Origin of the sequence: Ktedonobacter racemifer DSM 44963, assembly GCF_000178855.1 — a bacterium.
Classification (GTDB): Bacteria; Chloroflexota; Ktedonobacteria; order Ktedonobacterales; family Ktedonobacteraceae; genus Ktedonobacter; species Ktedonobacter racemifer.
Genome location: NZ_ADVG01000004.1, coordinates 2,126,285 through 2,142,346 on the forward strand (window position 1 = coordinate 2,126,285; position 16,062 = coordinate 2,142,346).

Consider the following 16,062-nt stretch of genomic DNA (forward strand, 5'->3'; position numbering starts at 1 on the left):
GTTTCGTGGCAACGAGCGAATGGTTTGAACGAGCAAGAGGGGAGTCATATCCTGATCTTGACGAGAAACTGGTGCTGGCACTGGCGCAGCAGATTCCACTCTAGGGAAGGAGCAGGAGCGAAGGCGTTTGCAGCGAGAGATTGAGGCTGGTGTTCGGTCACGTGATGGTGCGTGCCCTCTACGACTGTCCCGATCTGCCTCTGGGGCCGGAGGGCATGCGGTGTCGGGTCGTCGTGGTGACCCATCAGGCTTCGGCAACCAAGAGTCGGATTGGTGTGACCCGCTCCGGCGTGGTCTATGAACTCTTCTTGACCAATTTGCCGCAGAACGCCTTTACGGCTGCCGATGTGGTAGCGCTCTATCTGCATCGCGGCGCGTTTGAAAACGCTCTGGCAGACGAAGACCAGGAGCAGGACCCCGACCGCTGGGCAAGCCATGCCGCAATGGGCCAGGAGTGCTGGCAGATCGTCTCGCAATGGGTGTGGAACCTCCGCCTGGAGTTAGGACAGCAGCTTGCTCCTGATCCTGTGCGCACCACTGAGTTTGCTCCTGCTCTCTCCCCAGCTCAAGAAGAGACGGCCAATTCTCCTTCTCCCTCACAGAGGTATGGACCAGCAGTCGTGGCCCTGCCCTGGAAACAAGGCCGCTTCTCTGGACGAGACTTTGCCCTTCAACCGGATGGCACGCTGTGCTGTCAAGCTGGCCAATCGCTGGTTGCACATGAGCGGCGCAGAGAAGCCGACGGGAGCCTGCGCGTGGTCTATGCGGCCAGTATCCGCAGTTGTCGCCCTTGTCCCCTGCGGGAGCAGTGCCAATGGCAGGGCAGCGCTACCGCAAAGCCGCGCCAGGTGAGTGTGCTGTTGCATCCACTGATCATCGGTTCTGAACCCATTTTCTGGAGAGACTGGAGTTGTCGGTCGCATCGACGCGCGTGCATCCAGTTGTTGCGCCATCAATGCGTCAAGGTTGAGGTCGAGCCTCCCATCTCTGCCAGCCTGGCAGTCAAGCCTGCGACCCTTTCCCGTGCACAACGTGCACATTATCGGCTCTCATGGACAGAACGACTGGCTCGCAATGCGCGCCCTCCAACGGCGAGCCAGGTGATGATCAGACTGTGTGGTGTCCCGGCAGGCTTTGCTACCTCGCTCGGCCTGATGACGCCTTGAACCGAGCGGATCGCGCGCGCCTTGGTGTTCTCTCTCTCCTCGGACAGCCCTCCTCTTCCGAGTGGGACCTTCTGTCTCTTTTCCTGGCTTTTTCTCGCTTGCTCTCCTCTTCGCTCTTTCGCTCTCCTTTCTTCTGTTTTTTGCGGCCTTGACAAGCTCAACATCCAGGTTCGCACGACATTCGCTCAGCCCACGAATTGCACAACAAGGTTGTTTACAAATGGGACTTGAGCGTGGCGCTTTCGGGACGCGAGGTTGCCGCGGCAGGTCAGAGGGAACCTCGCCGACACCTTTGTCCCAGAGAGTCGGCGAAGTTTGCCACAAAACTGCCATTGAGACGAAAGGCAAGAACTTTGCCAAGCACGTCAGCGCGAAGCCTTGTCCTGGAAGGCATTGATCACAATCGCATGGAGTTCCTCGTTCCCTGTCCAGACCGTGTGGTCGGTGTGAGCAGGCCAAAGAACGGCATCGCCAGCCTGGACCTCGCGCTTTTCCCCCGTGGAGCCACCGATACGCACTGTTCCTTGACCGTTGATGACCAGGAAGAGGATCGGATGATCTGCTGCATGTTCCTCCATTGAGGCATGCGGATCAAAGTACATCACCTCCACTTGAAGTTCCGCATCCAGCAGCAGAGGCATGCCATTGACACGCCTGGCAAACGCTTCCAGTTTTTCAGGGGGGATCTGCGCACGTTGGAACTGGATAGGCACACCGTAGAGACCAGGATGATTGCCAGGGATTTTGCTTTTGAGATCGGGGCTGAAACGTCGAATCTGCATAAGTTTGCCTCCTTGAAGCAGGCTTCTGCGCTCTCGGAGCGACAGAGGATGAGATCCTGCCGGTTCGGTGAATTGAGGAGCATATGACGGCCCATATCATACGGGAAAGAGCGAAAAAACACACCGGCCCTTTGGGCGATGTATTTTAGGCAATTTTTACGGTATACTAGAAAGAGAAATGTTGATTCCTCCTCATCCTCCTCCGCGGTAAAATCCTGTTGGCAAGGGGTTCTTCATGCGTCACCCTCAAATCCCATCTGTATTATTGAAGAGCTCATTCACTGCTCTCCTGAGCCCACGGGATGCGCAACGAGATGCGTTTTTGATTGAGGTGTCTTCACAGGCCCGTTTCATGCTCCGGCTTTTTGCAGGCAAAGGATCAGAAAAACCTCTGCCTTATGAAAACGGGAAGAGCAGCGAAGAACGCTCTCAAGCCAAATCACTGCTGAGCTACATCTTGTTGCGCATCCCGTGGGATCAGCTACTTGTCGCCTTATTTACCATATGGCTCAACACCATACAGCTTGCACCTCAAGCATAGAATACAAATTGTCTCTTCTGACACGAGATGACACAACCCTCTTGTTCAAGGGCATTTCCTAATGGCAAAAAGAGGGGGAGATGAGCTGATCTTCTAGACCAGGCTCACTCCTTTCTCCTGAAGGTCAGCTCAGGATGTCACCGCTGGTGTGCGCGTCCACCTGTTGCTCTGTCAGAGTTCGGGCTGGTTAGTGTTCTTTCCGGCCTGAGCACGTTCTGGCTCATCTGTGGATCAGAGTGTCATGACGATGCTCATGGCGCTTTCATGACACTTTCTCCTTCTATTCGTATCAGAGAGGGCGAGACGCATCAGCTGGGTGGGAGTGGTCCGAACTCCCTCCGGGCCGGCCTTTAAGTTCTGAAATGCTCTCACAAAAAAGAAAGCAGAAACAACATGCGTGCAGATATCGTACCCGGAGCGACTTTTCCTGATTATGAACTGACGGATCACACACACACGCGCCGCCGCTTGAGTGAATTGCAGGGGAATGATCCGATGATCTTGATCCTCTCGCGTGGGCACTATTGCCCAAAGGATAACCAGCAGCACCTGGAACTTGCCGCCTTTTATCCGAAGATTGCTGTGGCCTATACCAGGATTGTGACGATTTCAACCGGTAATATCCTGGAGACACGTGAGTTCCGTGATTCCGTAGGGGCGCAGTGGACCTTTCTTTCAGACTCAGGCCGCAAAATACAGCAAGACCTGGATATCCAGGAGTACACAGACCCGTTTCATAACCCGATGATACCGTATACATTTGTACTTGAACCCGGCCTGCTTATCTACAAGATTTATAACGGCTACTGGTTTTGGGGCCGTCCATCACCTGAAGATTTGCGAAAAGATTTGCGGGAAGTAACGCGTAAGATCCGCCCTGACTGGGACCTGGCAACTCCGGGATTGCATGAAAACTGGGAAGGCGATAAAACCAAGCATTACCCCTATAAAGAGCGAAAATGACGGAAAGAGATTGATGCATGGAAAGACACCTCGGTCTTTATTTTACGCGCGTGTCGATGGAAGAAGCCGCATTGGAACCGGTTTTCCCAGGCGACTCCACACCAGTGCTCATGCTTCATGTCGATTGCTCACTCCTCTTCGGATCTGTCTCACTTTTGGTGAAGGATGGGTTTATTCCCCTGGCAACACCCACTTCTTGAGCTCAAGAATTCCGCTCGTTCCTGCTTAAAGAAGAGCTTATCATCAAAAGTGGGACAGATCCCACGGAATTTCAAAGAAACCATGCGTCGCAGCCGCACCACCCGGCATGGAGCTGAGGATGAGACGACAAAAAGCTCTTGCTATCCAGGAGTTCCAGACGAAGCGTCATGCACCGTAGGTGCACCATTCAGAATGAAAAAGAATTCGATGGACGAAGTTGGTACACTACGGAGGAAAGATCCCAATACTAAAAACGATGGAAATAATAAGGCAGTCAAGCTTGAAGACGAAGCTGTCTTCGGGTGTCTGGAAGAACCACTCATTGTTGCTCCCATCAGGGAAGCACGTAGAGGAAAATCTCATGTGGAAAGACGCCCTGTTGGTGATCTTTCAGAGCAAGCGTCGAATCAGTTTTCAGGAGGAACATCTCTGGAAGTCGTGTCCCCACAATGGAGGTGAGCCGTAAGAGAGGAACTGACTCCTTTCCCATCGCAAATAAACAGAAGATTCAACAACGGCTCGTTTGCCCATTGGAACGCCTAGGTAATACGGTCATCTTGCAGCCTTAAGCCAAGACAACCCCTGCCTAAGCACTCTTACATCATCTGAACAATTGATACGGAAGGTTCAGATCTGAGGGAGAGATTTTTGTCTCTCGTGCCAGGTTTTCAGAGGAAATTTACAATATAACCTCATTGCATTAGTGATGTATCCACCAGATGGAAGGAGAAAAGGATGGTAGAGGGCTTGCTAAAATTGTAGTAGGCATGAATTTTTTTGCCTGCCTGTATGGCAAGAGAGCTATGCAGGCAGGCAGGCAAAGGAAGGAAAGGAAAATGAGCGTTATTCCGCAGAACGCAATGGACATACTGAAGGCGAACGGGCTGGCCCATATAGCGACACTTGGACCAAAGGGCGAACCACAATCTACGCCGGTCTGGTTCGATTGGGATGGAAACTACATCAGATTTAGCCAGACAAAGGGGCGTCAGAAGTACCGTAACGTTCAACGAGATAAGCGTATCGCCCTCTCAATTACGGATCCGCAGAACCCATACCACTATCTTGAGGTGCGTGGCGAGGTTGATCACATAGAAGAAGATCCTAGGAAGAGCTTTATTGACTTGTTAGCAAAAAAGTATATGGGTGTTGACCAGTACCCATATAACCAGCCTGGTGAGGAGCGTGTGATCGTGTATGTGAAGCCAGAACACACAACCACGCAATAGCTTAAGGTCTGGTCAGGTACATACGAATAGTACAAGCAGGAGTATCATAGCCTTAGATCGCTACTGCCAGGCGCTGGCATCGTCTAGCGTTTTGATCGCCGCAGCATCAAGCTTGAGTTCAACGGCCTTCATCAAATCGCTGACTTGCTCGACCGACGTGGCGCTGGCGATGGGTGCAGTAATATCTGGGCGCGCCATCAGCCGGGCAAGGTGGTAAATAAGCTGAAACATGGGTCTTACGCAATCTTGATACTGCTGGCGAACCCTGGAAGGCAGGGAAATACCGACAAGCAGAGAAGACCTTTCCGATGTGATCGACCAGATGGCCACTCCTCCAGCTTGAACAAGCGGGGCTGTTGCGCACCTCTGAGCGTGGTCGCGCAGACAAAGAAAAGCGCAGCACGGTTTCTCTTGCGTCGGTTTCGGTTGGTTTTCTGTACCCCCCATGGGAAAGCCTTTCATGGGGGTTCGCCAGCAGTATCAATCTTGGTGAAGAATGAGTTTTTTGAGCAGAAAGCATGTTTTCCTTGAGCACAAATCTGATGCGCTTTGCTAGTATACAGAAGAGCTTTCACCGAGATTGTGTAAGAGCCGAAACATCGACCGATTTTAAGGCGAAACCAAGGAAATCGGCGCGAATTGTAGGAATCCTCGTGAAACCGTCTCGTCATCCCGCACCACATCTGGTCTCCTTCTCTTGAGACTTGTAAATTCGGTTGCTCTGTCAAAGGCTTGACCCATTCTCACGCACACCTTTGCAGGCGAGCATGCGGAGGGCCCTCCGACGAGTCGGAGGGCCCTCCGCGTCGATCTGTTCACAATGGCAGACAGAGATCAGAAGCGCAGCTATTCTCCTGACCTTTAGTGCATCGCACCATAATAGGCTGTGTTGCAAAATAAGAACCTCATCTAGTAGGATAAAAACGCGGCGTATCCCAAAGCCTTCAACGAATTGAAAGCCGAAGGGATTCTTGCAGCCTCTTGTGAACTCCGGCAACGTAAGTATCTCAACAACCAGATTGAACAAGACCATCGATTCATCAAACGGCTGACGAAACCAGGGATGGGCTTCTTTTCCTTTGAGACTGCACAAAGAACCTTGCAAGGGTATGAGATCATCAATATGCTCAGAAAAGGCCAGATGCAAGGTGTAGACAAAGGAGAGACTCGAAGCCAAGCGATATTCATCGCTGAACTGTTTGGAGTAGCTCTCTAAACCCAGCAATAGAGCGGGCATTTTCATTTTTTCCTTCCAGTGTTTTTGCAACACAGCCATGAATCGTATGAACCGCTTCCCGCCTAGCTTCACAAGAATTTCGTCTCAACGCTAATGGAATAACAGATGTGCCTCTCAACAACGAGTCTTTCACTTCACTCGAATACTCTTTACTTCTACAACAAAGCAAGGTGAGATGGCAAGGGAGATGGTCGGTGATGAACAGTGCTTTCTTCTGCGCACGCTTTTGAGCTTATCCGAAAACTGTGGTTGGTACAATGAAAAGAAAACCAAGCGAGGTGAAACAAGCATATGGCTCGAACCCATCCATGGAAAGTCAGCGATGAATTGTGGGAACACGTCTGTCCTCTGATTCCTGTTCGCCTTCCTCACCCCAAGGGAGGACGACCAGCCGCCGATGATCGAGCGATGTTTGAAGCCATCGTCTATATTCTGCGAACGGGCATTCAATGGAATGCCTTGCCCCGTGAAATGGGTGCCAGTTCTACCGTCTATGACCGGTTCCGTCAATGGGAAGCGGAAGCGCGTCTTCGCTCGCCTGTGGAAAGCAGGTCTGCACCTCTACGACGAGTTGCAAGGCATTGGCTGGGACTGGCAGAGCCTGGATAGCTCGACGAGCAAAGCCCCTTTTGCCCAAGCCGCGGTCGGACCCGCTCCCACCGATCGCGGCAAGCAGGGAACCCGCGCGGAGCATTCTCTGTGATCGCCGAGGTCTGCCCTTGGCATTGGTCATTGATGGGGCCAATCGCCATGATATGAAACTGGTCGCTGCGACGTTGGAGCATCACGCGATTGCACGCCCTGAACCCACCATTGAGCATCCCCAGCATCTGTGCCTGGATGCTGGCTATGACTATGATGTCATCTACAGCCTGCTCTATGAGGAGGGGTATGAGCCGCATGTTCGCCTTAATCGCCATAACCATGCGTGGTATTGGCAAGCGCTTTCGCAACAAGGAGAGACCCAGGAGCCTGCCAACGCTCTGGAAACGACCAAAGTCCCCAGGCGCTGGGTGGTCGAGCGCCTTTTCTCCTGGCTCAATCGCTGGCGTCGAATCATCATTCGTTGGGAAAAGCTGGACCGCACCTATGATGCCTTCCTGCGTTTGGCCTGTGCTCTCATGTGTTTCCATCATTGTGAACGTCTCTCAGTTTTCGGATAAGTTCTTTATACTTGCAGCAGGAAAGACGAAATGCTTCAGAGCATGCTGGTCAAAGAGGTTCTGAGAACGAGGGAATCAGCACTCCTGAGCAGTTGTCGCTGTTGTTCTTGATATGAGTAGGAGGTTCATATGAAGATTGTCGTTATTGGTGGGTGCGGGCTTATTGGAAAAAAGCTTGTGAAGCAGCTTCGTGAGCGTGACCATCAGGTCATGGCGGCGTCACCGAGCACAGGCGTCAACACCATTACGGGTGAGGGGCTAGCGCAAGCGCTTGTTGGCGCTCAGGTGGTCGTCAACGTGGCGAACGCGCCTGTGTGGGAAGATAAGGCAGTTTTGGAATTCTTCGAGACGTCAGGTCGCAATCTCCTGGCGGCAGAAGCGATTGCTGGTGTGGGACATCACGTTGCCCTCTCGGTCGTCGGCGCCGACCGTCTTCCCGAGAGTGGGTACTTACGTGCGAAGGTGGCCCAAGAACACCTGATCAAGGCTTCGCAGGTTCCCTATACCATCCTTCGTGCAACACAGTTCTTCGAGTTCGTCGGTGGCATCGCCCAGCAGGCCAGCGATGGACAAACGATTCGCTTGTCGCCGGCCTTTCTCCAGCCGATCTTGTCGGATGATGTTGTGGCTTCACTGGCCGACGTCACACTCTGGGCGCCTCTCAACGGCACGGTTGAGGTGGCTGGTCCCGAACAGATACGCCTCGATGAACTCGTGCGCCGATTTTTGAGCGCGAACAACGACACACATGAGGTGATCACAGACGTCCACGCACATTACGAAAGGCTCTTGAGCAGATTGGCCCCGCTCTCCCAACACTGTGGGCTAGCGGAAACATCAGCAATGAGCACAAGAAACGTCTGCTGCGCTCACTCATTAGCCGCGTCATTGCCACTCGGCTTGCTGCTGACTGCATCGAAATTAAGATTGTCTGGATCAGTTGGCACTTTTCTATGACCCAGGTGATCCCTCCGATCCATCGGCAAGCGGATGCAAGCCACTACGAGGAACTGGTGACTCGTCTCGACGAGTTAACCAGACAGGGACTCACCGATCCAGAGATTGCTGAACAACTCACTGCCGAGGGCTTTCACACGGCGCGCAGACTGGCCGTCACGGTTGGCACCATTCACAAACTGCGGAAGAATCACGGCCAGGTCAGTTCCCTGCATCGGCATCGGAAGGTCTCCATGATCGATGGGTTCTGGACCCTACCAGGCTTGACACGAGAACTGGGCGTCGGATAGAAGTGGCTCTACCAGCGGATTTATCAGGGGAAACTGACCGAGCCGGATATTTAACGGCTACCCGGGTATCGTGTATACTTAATCCGCGATGATCCTGACCTCTTAGCGCGACTTCGTGCGGAAGCAACTGCTTCTCGTCGATATGATACAACACGCTATACATCTCATTCGTAGGAGGGCATTCTGATGGATGGACGAAAACGCATTTGAGCCTGGCGTTGGCAGATCGAGTGCTCACCGCTGGACATTCGGTATTGTTTACGACGCTGGCCGAGTTAGCACAAGCACTGGAGAGCGCTTCTCATCCGGGCTTAATGCGTCAGCGCCTGCGACGCTACATTGCACCAAACGTCTTGGTGATCGATGAGGTGGGCTACACCAAGCTCTCGCAGGAACAGGCACGCCACTTCTTTGAGCTGGTGACAGCGCGTTATGAGCATAGCTCGATCATTTTGACCTCCAACACCAGCTTTGCCCAATGGGGCGCTCTGTTGGGAGATGAAGTACTTGCCACAGCCCTTCTCGACCGGCTTCTCCACCATGCCGAGGTCATCGCGATCAATGGACGCAGCTACCGTATGAAAGAGCGCCAGATGGATCGCACGAGCGAGCCAGAAGCGGCTCTGAGCACACCCGGCGGCAGGCTCACTGGCGTTCGGTAAACCGGCGTTGGCTCATCGGCCTACTGATCACCTGATCTTGGCTTTGTTTTGTCAGCGTTTATTCGTCGGCACTTATCGATTATTGTTCTTTGGCGTTCGTTTTCTCTGGGCGGCCAATTCCAAATCGGCTCGTCATCCCACCGGCCTTGACAGCACAAGGGATCGGGAGCAGGGAGGCGTGGTATGCGGGTCAGGAAGGTACGGTGGGTCCGGTGCGAACCAGGTGCTTTTAAAGGGAAAGAAGATTGATTTTCCCAGAAGATCACTTCGTTTGCTGTGAAGGTAGGATTAGCGAGCGTGTGAGCGTCACCAGCGCCATTAGGGAGCTAACGGCGGTATGATAAAACTGCTATGTTGCGGAAGAATGTCGCAACATAGCAGTTCCTTTTCAGCCAGGGAAACGGATGAAGCGGGTATCTCGTCTTTCTATTCGAGGAGGTGCCAGGAGGGTCTGGCTCCCCTCGATCCATTACTCATCCATAGTTTCGCCTCAGATAGGCGTACAGCGTCCCAAGATCCGTGATCTTCTTCGCTCGATCCACTGCATCCAGCTTTTCCCCATAGAGCACGAGCAAGCTGTTGGTCATGGCGATCAAGGCGGTCACCTCTTCTGTGTCCAGGGCCAGCTGGATCTGCGCCTGCTCGTGATCGAGTTGTGCCAGAAGCCTCCCCTGCAGAGCCTGCACCAAGCGAAGCGTGGTATTTCGTTCGTGCGTGGGAGGCATGCTCGCTAGCGCGGACCTGCGATAGTCCTGCATGTATTGGAGCAAACGCTCAGCCTGCTCGCGGCCCAGCTGGAAAGGAGGGGGGGAACCCGTCACCGCTTCCCTCGCCTTCCATACGCTGCATGGAAGACATAGGATGCGTGATGCTCCTCCCATTCCTGAGCAACGCGGTTGACCATGGCCTCGAACTGTCCCAGTGGCATGTTCGCCTGAGTACAGTAGACGCCTTTGAGGGCATCAAAGGCGCTGAGCACATTAGCTTTGAGCATGGCTCCCACATGGCCTGCCCATTCTCCCAAGGGAACGGGGATATCCTGACGCTCGATGGCTTCCAGCCCTTGCTGGGCAAGCATTTCCCCTAAGCGGGACATAAGACCCATGTCGAAACCACGCTCTCTGCTTCTCTCCCCCATCCAGGTGAGCAAATGAGTGGTTTCCGGCCCGGCCTGCTGAATGGTGACCCCAATTTCCAGCAGTTCTATCCAGCCACCAGGACGGGTGACGCGAACTAATTCCTGAATCACCGATGGCCATTGGGTGGCAGGCAGCGCAGCGACCAGCAAGCGCTGATGAACATAGTCGAACTGCTGATCAGGAAATGGCAAACCCTTGAGCACATCCGCCAGGCAAAATGTATAAGAAGATGAGGACGTGAATTCCAGCGAAGCAGCAGAGATATCCACGCCAACGATGTGCGCCTGGGGAAAGAGCCGGGCCATTTCCACCGGCCAGATCCCCGTGCCGGTTCCCACATCCAGGATCGTGGTGACATCGGGGCGGAGCGGAACCAAATAATGATTGCCAATGGCACTGTAGAGACAGCGATGTTGGAAGTTTAGACGATTCTGCTCCTGGGCGTCTTTGGGCAAAAAATACGGAGCATCAGGCAGGCGTTCTCGATCATCCATGATCGCAGAAGAGGCTAGCGGTCCTGGTTCCTGCTGGGGAAAGAGGTCTGCAGGGGGTTCACGACGTACAGCTCGCTTCCACCAAAAAGGCATGTGTTTTTCTCCTTAAAAGAACAACGTAGGAAGGACGAGAGCAGGGAAACGGGTGAAGAACGGGCAGAATTCTCCCCTTTTCTGGTTCAACACTTTTCTCAAATAAGGGGGGATTCTGCCTGACATATATGCGATACATCCATGTTCTTCGTTTTTTATGTTCTCTCAGTTTCCTCCTTTTTTCTCACTTTGTCAAGAACCACCTCCTTGAAAACCCATATCTGGAGCGGCCTGCCCTGCTCCACCAGCAGGGCAGGCTTGGTCTGGTGAGTGCAGTGCTGTGTACCAGGAGGAGGTGCGTGAGTGTGCGCGCATGCGTGTGAGGAGAGAGGGGGGATGAGGAGGGAGACGAGATGGGGTACAATAGAGGCATATTTTTGGTAGCGAAGGAAGGTATGCGAGCATCATGCGATTGAGGAAGACGGCAGCGGGGGTGACGGTATTTTCGATCATGGCGTGGGAGCGGGAGGAGTTGGCGGCGTTGGGGGCGCAAGGGAGGGAGTGGGTGCCCTTTTCGAGCATGGGGACGGGCAAGCAGATGCGGTTTTTGGGCAAGATTCACAGCCAGTCGCGCGAGATCCAGTTGGAGCCTGGCGTGGAGATTGAGGATCGGCAAGTGGTGGTATTGGGTCCGGTGGAGCGGCGCACACGGTAAGCGAAAGAGCCGGAAAGGGCCGTGGGTAGTCAGGTCGTGTGCGTGACGAGCCTCCTCAGCTCCAACCTCTGGAGGCTCTACAAAAACGGTTCTTCCGCACCAACGGAAAGTTTCTTTGGCACACTCAAACGAGAATGGACTCATCGACAAAACTACCAGACCCAGACCCAGGCCAGGCAGTCCATTTTTGACGACATCGAAACATTCTACAACCGCAAACGTCGGCATTCTGCGCTCGGCTATCTCAGTCCTGTGACCTATGAAGAGCAGAACAGAAAGGAGCCTGTAACGAACGTTTAAGACGTTGAAGTAATGTATTTTTTCTGATATAGTAAAAGTACGTTTAAACGTTTACGTAACGTTCTCCACGTTTTCTTTATCGAGAGCAAATCCATCAGACGTGGAACTCTCAGACGTTCTCCACATTCCTCGGCTCTACGAAAACGAGTCAAGCTCACTAGAAGGTTGTGACCAAAAACTGATGAATAAGAACGTCAATGAAATAAACCAAAGAAGATGCCATACCCTTGATAGGTGCTCATGAGGAGGGCAATGCGACCTATGAGTGATGTGATACACGATCCAGACTTTCTGGCATTGGGCCTGGGCGGTACGAACATGATGGCCATGTTGTGGGCTGTGGCTATGGGGCGGACTGCTATAGGTGTTGAGATGCGTGGTGATCCTTTTCTTGGTGTGCACTGGAATATCCGTGAAGACTTTTATCACCAACTTGGCTTGATTGATCAACTGATGCTTGAACGACATGGCGAGGCCAGGTTGCCTCGGCGGGGAGATGGACGATTATTTCGCCTCGCAGAGTGCTTCTACAGCCCCCATACCTCCGCTGGAGATATCGTCGCTGATGAGATTATCGATGGCTTCGACGCGGATCAGCACATTGTGGGAACCATCCACAATGTCGAATTTATTGACGATCGCTGGCGCGATGGCCTGCCGAACCGTGTCATTACAGTGTTAGAGCCACCCAAGCCGCCAGAGCAGCCAGACCCTCGCAAGATCCGCACCTCGATGGTGGAGGTGCTCGACGGCCCGTCGACGTTCCAGGCAGAGGCTGCATCCATTCAGAAGTTGCTGCGTCGTTACCTGGAACTGATCGAGCAGAAAGATCGGGAGACGAATAGCAAGCCCCGGGTTCAGCTGTTTACGCATCACCGAGTGGTTCCGAAGGAGGGCGAGGGTTTTATTGACGGTCCCGATGGCCGGAAACGGATTCGCATTGAGGCCCTCAAGGAATTCGACTTCAAGGGGCAGTTCGTTCGTGTGAGGGAGCCAAATAGTGAGATCATTGACCTGGGTGTACCTGAGCTGTTCATGGTTGCCCAGGGATTTAATAGCACTGATGCGAAACGCCTAGGGTTTGAGCAACATGATGTCGAGGTTGATCATGGAGACGGGTATGGGCCAGTGGTGGCGCAGGCGGATTTCCTGGCGGGTCTGGTCGAGGTGCTTGTGGGTGGTCGCCTACGGCGGAGAATCTCTTCAGCGTTCGATCAGAATGGGAAGGAATACTGGGTGCGGCAGATCGCTGTGGGTCATGAGAATGATCCAGAGGTCGGCTGGGTGCTGGTCCAGGTGCCAGACTTTACAACCTTTGATCCCATCGAAGCGGGACTCCTTCCAGCGGGAACGGACTCTGGTTCGCCCGAGTTTTTCGGCTCCTACCAACATCTGATCTATGACTATTACATCAAGCAAGCGGCAGAAATTCTCGACATTCCCAGGCAGGAACTGAAGAAGGTCCAGATGATCTATGGCCCCACGTTGTTCAGTCTCGTGGAGCGGGTTGGCGATGATCCATTGATTGCGGTTAACGGTGTGGTCGCCGGCGATTCCTTTGGCAATGGTCACTTCCTGACCAGCGGTGGAGCGATGACCGGGATGATTGGGCACAGCGCTCGCGTCCTTGAATACTGGCAGGCTCGGGATAGGGGTACCGTACCAACTGATGCCATTCGTCGGCTCGCTGAGCGCATTAAAGAGGACACGCACGCCTGGCTTCAGGTGAGCGCGCAGGAATACAGCCAGGCGGCCCCGATTAACTTCGGCGCCGAACGCATCGAACAGATCAGTAAAGCGAGTGGTATCGACATAAGTGCGCGTGCCAGCGCAATCGACGCCGCTCGACGCCAGCGCCATGCCCTCATCCCCCTCGATCCATCTAACTGGAGAAGACTATTCGTGCGCAATGGGAGGGTACTCTCGGTCCTGCCAGAACTTGAGGCTGAGCACCCTCTGCAGCGTCCTGAGCATGTAGCTAGCCTGCTCGCGGTAATGAAGTCTTTCCCAACCATGCTCAGCCAGACGAGCGAGAAGCTCAAAAGAGATGAGGAATTAGCGGGAGGGGAGCGGACCATTCTCAGGACCAGATCCAGCATTCAACACGATCTGGCAGAAGGGGAGCAGACTCTCATCAGGCCGAAATTCCGCATTGGGCCAGTAGCGCCAGAGAGCGCAAAAACGTATGCATTTCTGGATATGCAGCACAACGGGCAAGCCGAGCAACGCATCGCCATCAAAGGGGATCTTGTCGTTGTCGGACGGGCGGATCCCAAACATAATATCACGCCCGGGATAGACCTGACGTCATTTGATACATCGAGCGGCGTCTCGCGCCAGCACGCGCAGATTCGCATCGAACAGACCCGCTTTTCTATCGAAGATCTTAACAGCCGAAATAAGACACGCCTGGGCGAGTTGGTGCTAACCCCGCACAAGCCAGAAATACTCCAGGATGGTGATGTAGTCAGCTTTGGGTCGGTCAAGGCCACCTTCCGCGTACTTGGAGCAAGCGAACTGCCAGAACCCTGGTCACCGTCATAGTAGCCCAGTAGCCGTGTATGCAAGTAGCGGCTACTTCTAGACAGATAGGAGAACTTTATGGCAAGGATGCAGCCGTCTTGGAATCTCTCTATTCTTGAAGGCATCTTTGGTGTAGCCAGGTACTCTACGGACAATGATCGTATGCAGCATGCAATTATTGCGACGAAGAAAGGGAGACTCTACGGAGTTCAATGGGATATTAGGACCTTTCCTTCTACGAGCTCTCTTATTAAGTTATGCCAATTCAAGCCTCTCAGTTGTCTGGCAGGTGTGTATTCCTGCGATGATGGTTACCAGCACGTAATTGTTGCCAGAAGTGAAGGGGAGAGTGGATCTCTCTTTGAGATTGCTTTCAAACAGCCACAACTCACCGAACCTCGTCTCCTTGTGCGCCTTCCGGCGGCTGTTCAGCGTGTAGGCATGGCAGGATTTCTTTTCAATGCGAAAATCACGAGTCTTTCCGGCTTCTTCTCGCTCGATGATACATCCAGTCATATCATTACAAGCCTGGAGTCTGGTTGCGTTTATGATGTCAATTATAATAACAAAAACCATCGTGTGCATCAGCGCATCATCTGATGCACGTTGCTTCTCCACCTCGCATTGTGGCTGCATTCTACTCGCCAAATGGCAAAGACCACCATGTCATTGTTTATACCAAGGACAATGCAATCTATACCTATCTTTACTCGCGTTCTGGACACAATAAACCCCTAGAGAAACTCTTCCCATCCTCATCATATGCAAGCATTGTCGATATAGTGGCATATGACTTTGTGAATGATAATCGTTGCCATGCTCTCATTGCTACCCATGATCATCTCATTTGTGTATCGTATCCTCATCTGAAGTAAGCGTTTTACCTTCTCCTGCTCACACTTCACGCTTGATTGCAATTCACCCTCAGGAATACATCGTCTTGAGTGGGCGAGCGCAAGGAAAAGGAAACCGGGCCCGTAGAAGAAAGGACGTTCTCATGAGTCTGGAACACTCGCATAAATATGCAGGGCAAGAGGCACCCAAAACAGATACAGCGCTTGGAGTAAGCAGTAACGCAAGTGTTCCAGAAGAAAATCAGGAAGCACTGCCTCTGGCAAACATCGTACAAGATGCTGATCAGGAAGTAGTGGCGGCTCACCCTGTTTTTTCTGATCCTACTGTCTTTCGTGATGCAGGTATGGCAGCGTTCAATCAGTATCAGGCCAGTAAACACATGGTAGATCTGAATCTTGCCACGCATGCACGCTTTGAGCCGGAAGACCCGCTCGAATCAGGCATTGTCCTGGCTGATGGCGTGTTGACCGCGCGGGAAGTCCTCCGGCATCGTCTGCAAGCTGATTTGCTCGTTCTCTCTGCCTGTGAAAGCGGTCGGGTTGGTTTTCTGGGTGGTGAGGAACTTGCAGGATTAAGCCAGGCCTTCTTACAGGCGGGTGTTCGCTCTCTTCTTGTGAGCCTTTGGAAGGTGAACGATCCGGCAACGGCGGCTCTTATGCAAGCCTTCTATGCTGCTCGGCAGGCTGGAGCCGATAAAGCGCAGGCACTTCGAGAGGCCATGACACAGATCCAACGGGACCCACGCTGGTCACACCCGTACTACTGGGGCGCTTTTACCCTGGTAGGGGACTGGGACTAAGTATTGATGGTGC

The 16,062-nt window shown here is 53.2% G+C and carries 16 protein-coding genes and 3 pseudogenes; 14 read left to right on the forward strand and 5 right to left on the reverse strand.

Features of this window, described 5'->3' with window-relative positions; genetic code table 11:
* Positions 1 to 149 precede the first annotated feature (149 nt).
* The gene (locus KRAC_RS50975; RefSeq protein WP_211221486.1) at positions 150 to 1,166 is read left to right on the forward strand and encodes a hypothetical protein; all 1,017 of its coding nucleotides are present in this window, start codon (positions 150 to 152) and stop codon (positions 1,164 to 1,166) included.
* A gap of 365 nt (positions 1,167 to 1,531) precedes the next feature.
* Here the strand turns inward: KRAC_RS50975 and KRAC_RS50980 are convergent, their stop codons facing one another.
* On the reverse strand, positions 1,532 to 1,948 hold the full coding sequence (locus KRAC_RS50980) for a cupin domain-containing protein (protein WP_007920770.1): 417 nt from the start codon (positions 1,946 to 1,948) through the stop codon (positions 1,532 to 1,534).
* A gap of 235 nt (positions 1,949 to 2,183) precedes the next feature.
* Here KRAC_RS50980 and KRAC_RS50985 point away from each other — a divergent pair, with 235 nt between their 5' ends.
* The 4 genes from KRAC_RS50985 (at position 2,184) to KRAC_RS51000 (ending at position 4,882) form a co-directional block, all read left to right on the forward strand.
* The gene (locus KRAC_RS50985; protein ID WP_007920771.1) at positions 2,184 to 2,489 is read left to right on the forward strand and encodes a hypothetical protein; all 306 of its coding nucleotides are present in this window, start codon (positions 2,184 to 2,186) and stop codon (positions 2,487 to 2,489) included.
* A gap of 393 nt (positions 2,490 to 2,882) precedes the next feature.
* Entirely contained in the window at positions 2,883 to 3,452 is a 570-nt protein-coding gene (locus KRAC_RS50990) for a redoxin domain-containing protein (RefSeq protein ID WP_007920773.1), read from the forward strand.
* Positions 3,453 to 3,701: 249 nt separating this feature from the next.
* Positions 3,702 to 4,112, forward strand: coding sequence for a hypothetical protein (locus KRAC_RS75015; RefSeq protein WP_211221488.1), 411 nt, complete (start codon positions 3,702 to 3,704; stop codon positions 4,110 to 4,112).
* A 377-nt stretch (positions 4,113 to 4,489) separates the two neighbouring features.
* Positions 4,490 to 4,882 carry a PPOX class F420-dependent oxidoreductase gene (locus KRAC_RS51000; protein ID WP_007920777.1) on the forward strand — a complete coding sequence of 131 codons (393 nt, stop codon included), beginning with the start codon at positions 4,490 to 4,492 and terminating at the stop codon, positions 4,880 to 4,882.
* Positions 4,883 to 4,942: 60 nt separating this feature from the next.
* On the opposite strand, the gene KRAC_RS73020 is transcribed toward KRAC_RS51000, so the two are convergent.
* Positions 4,943 to 5,113 (reverse strand): hypothetical protein, encoded by a 171-nt coding sequence (locus tag KRAC_RS73020; protein WP_211221490.1) that lies wholly within the window; start codon positions 5,111 to 5,113, stop codon positions 4,943 to 4,945.
* Positions 5,114 to 5,798: 685 nt separating this feature from the next.
* Here KRAC_RS73020 and KRAC_RS68060 point away from each other — a divergent pair.
* The 5 genes and pseudogenes from KRAC_RS68060 to KRAC_RS51025 all read left to right on the forward strand — a co-directional run.
* Positions 5,799 to 6,098 (forward strand): annotated as a pseudogene (locus tag KRAC_RS68060) (DDE-type integrase/transposase/recombinase); the annotation flags it as partial.
* Positions 6,099 to 6,410: 312 nt separating this feature from the next.
* Positions 6,411 to 7,282, forward strand: a pseudogene (locus KRAC_RS51010) (IS5 family transposase).
* A gap of 129 nt (positions 7,283 to 7,411) precedes the next feature.
* Positions 7,412 to 8,239: an SDR family oxidoreductase gene (locus tag KRAC_RS51015; RefSeq protein WP_007920783.1), complete on the forward strand. Its 828-nt coding sequence runs from the start codon at positions 7,412 to 7,414 to the stop codon at positions 8,237 to 8,239.
* Positions 8,236 to 8,529 (forward strand): hypothetical protein, encoded by a 294-nt coding sequence (locus KRAC_RS51020; RefSeq protein ID WP_007920785.1) that lies wholly within the window; start codon positions 8,236 to 8,238, stop codon positions 8,527 to 8,529. Before KRAC_RS51015 ends, KRAC_RS51020 begins: the two co-directional genes overlap by 4 nt.
* A gap of 161 nt (positions 8,530 to 8,690) precedes the next feature.
* Positions 8,691 to 9,191, forward strand: a complete 501-nt coding sequence (locus tag KRAC_RS51025) for an ATP-binding protein (protein ID WP_083815189.1) — start codon at positions 8,691 to 8,693, stop codon at positions 9,189 to 9,191.
* 473 nt (positions 9,192 to 9,664) lie between these two features.
* Here KRAC_RS51025 and KRAC_RS51030 read toward each other — a convergent pair whose 3' ends face one another.
* Both KRAC_RS51030 and KRAC_RS64235 read right to left on the reverse strand, forming a co-directional pair.
* Positions 9,665 to 10,012, reverse strand: coding sequence for a hypothetical protein (locus KRAC_RS51030; protein ID WP_007920786.1), 348 nt, complete (start codon positions 10,010 to 10,012; stop codon positions 9,665 to 9,667).
* Entirely contained in the window at positions 10,009 to 10,917 is a 909-nt protein-coding gene (locus tag KRAC_RS64235) for a class I SAM-dependent methyltransferase (protein ID WP_007920787.1), read from the reverse strand. Before KRAC_RS64235 ends, KRAC_RS51030 begins: the two co-directional genes overlap by 4 nt.
* Before the next feature lie 406 nt (positions 10,918 to 11,323).
* Here KRAC_RS64235 and KRAC_RS51040 point away from each other — a divergent pair, with 406 nt between their 5' ends.
* The 3 genes and pseudogenes from KRAC_RS51040 (at position 11,324) to KRAC_RS51050 (ending at position 14,416) form a co-directional block, all read left to right on the forward strand.
* Complete coding sequence (locus KRAC_RS51040) at positions 11,324 to 11,572, forward strand: hypothetical protein (RefSeq protein ID WP_007920788.1); 249 nt, start codon at positions 11,324 to 11,326, stop codon at positions 11,570 to 11,572.
* 93 nt (positions 11,573 to 11,665) lie between these two features.
* Positions 11,666 to 11,872, forward strand: a pseudogene (locus KRAC_RS51045) (IS3 family transposase); the annotation flags it as partial.
* Positions 11,873 to 12,133: 261 nt separating this feature from the next.
* Positions 12,134 to 14,416 (forward strand): FHA domain-containing protein, encoded by a 2,283-nt coding sequence (locus tag KRAC_RS51050; RefSeq protein WP_007920789.1) that lies wholly within the window; start codon positions 12,134 to 12,136, stop codon positions 14,414 to 14,416.
* A 234-nt stretch (positions 14,417 to 14,650) separates the two neighbouring features.
* On the opposite strand, the gene KRAC_RS73025 is transcribed toward KRAC_RS51050, so the two are convergent.
* The gene (locus KRAC_RS73025) at positions 14,651 to 15,013 is read right to left on the reverse strand and encodes a hypothetical protein (RefSeq protein WP_157508062.1); all 363 of its coding nucleotides are present in this window, start codon (positions 15,011 to 15,013) and stop codon (positions 14,651 to 14,653) included.
* Positions 15,014 to 15,392: 379 nt separating this feature from the next.
* Here KRAC_RS73025 and KRAC_RS51065 point away from each other — a divergent pair, with 379 nt between their 5' ends.
* The gene (locus tag KRAC_RS51065; protein ID WP_040447507.1) at positions 15,393 to 16,049 is read left to right on the forward strand and encodes a CHAT domain-containing protein; all 657 of its coding nucleotides are present in this window, start codon (positions 15,393 to 15,395) and stop codon (positions 16,047 to 16,049) included.
* Positions 16,050 to 16,062 lie beyond the last annotated feature (13 nt).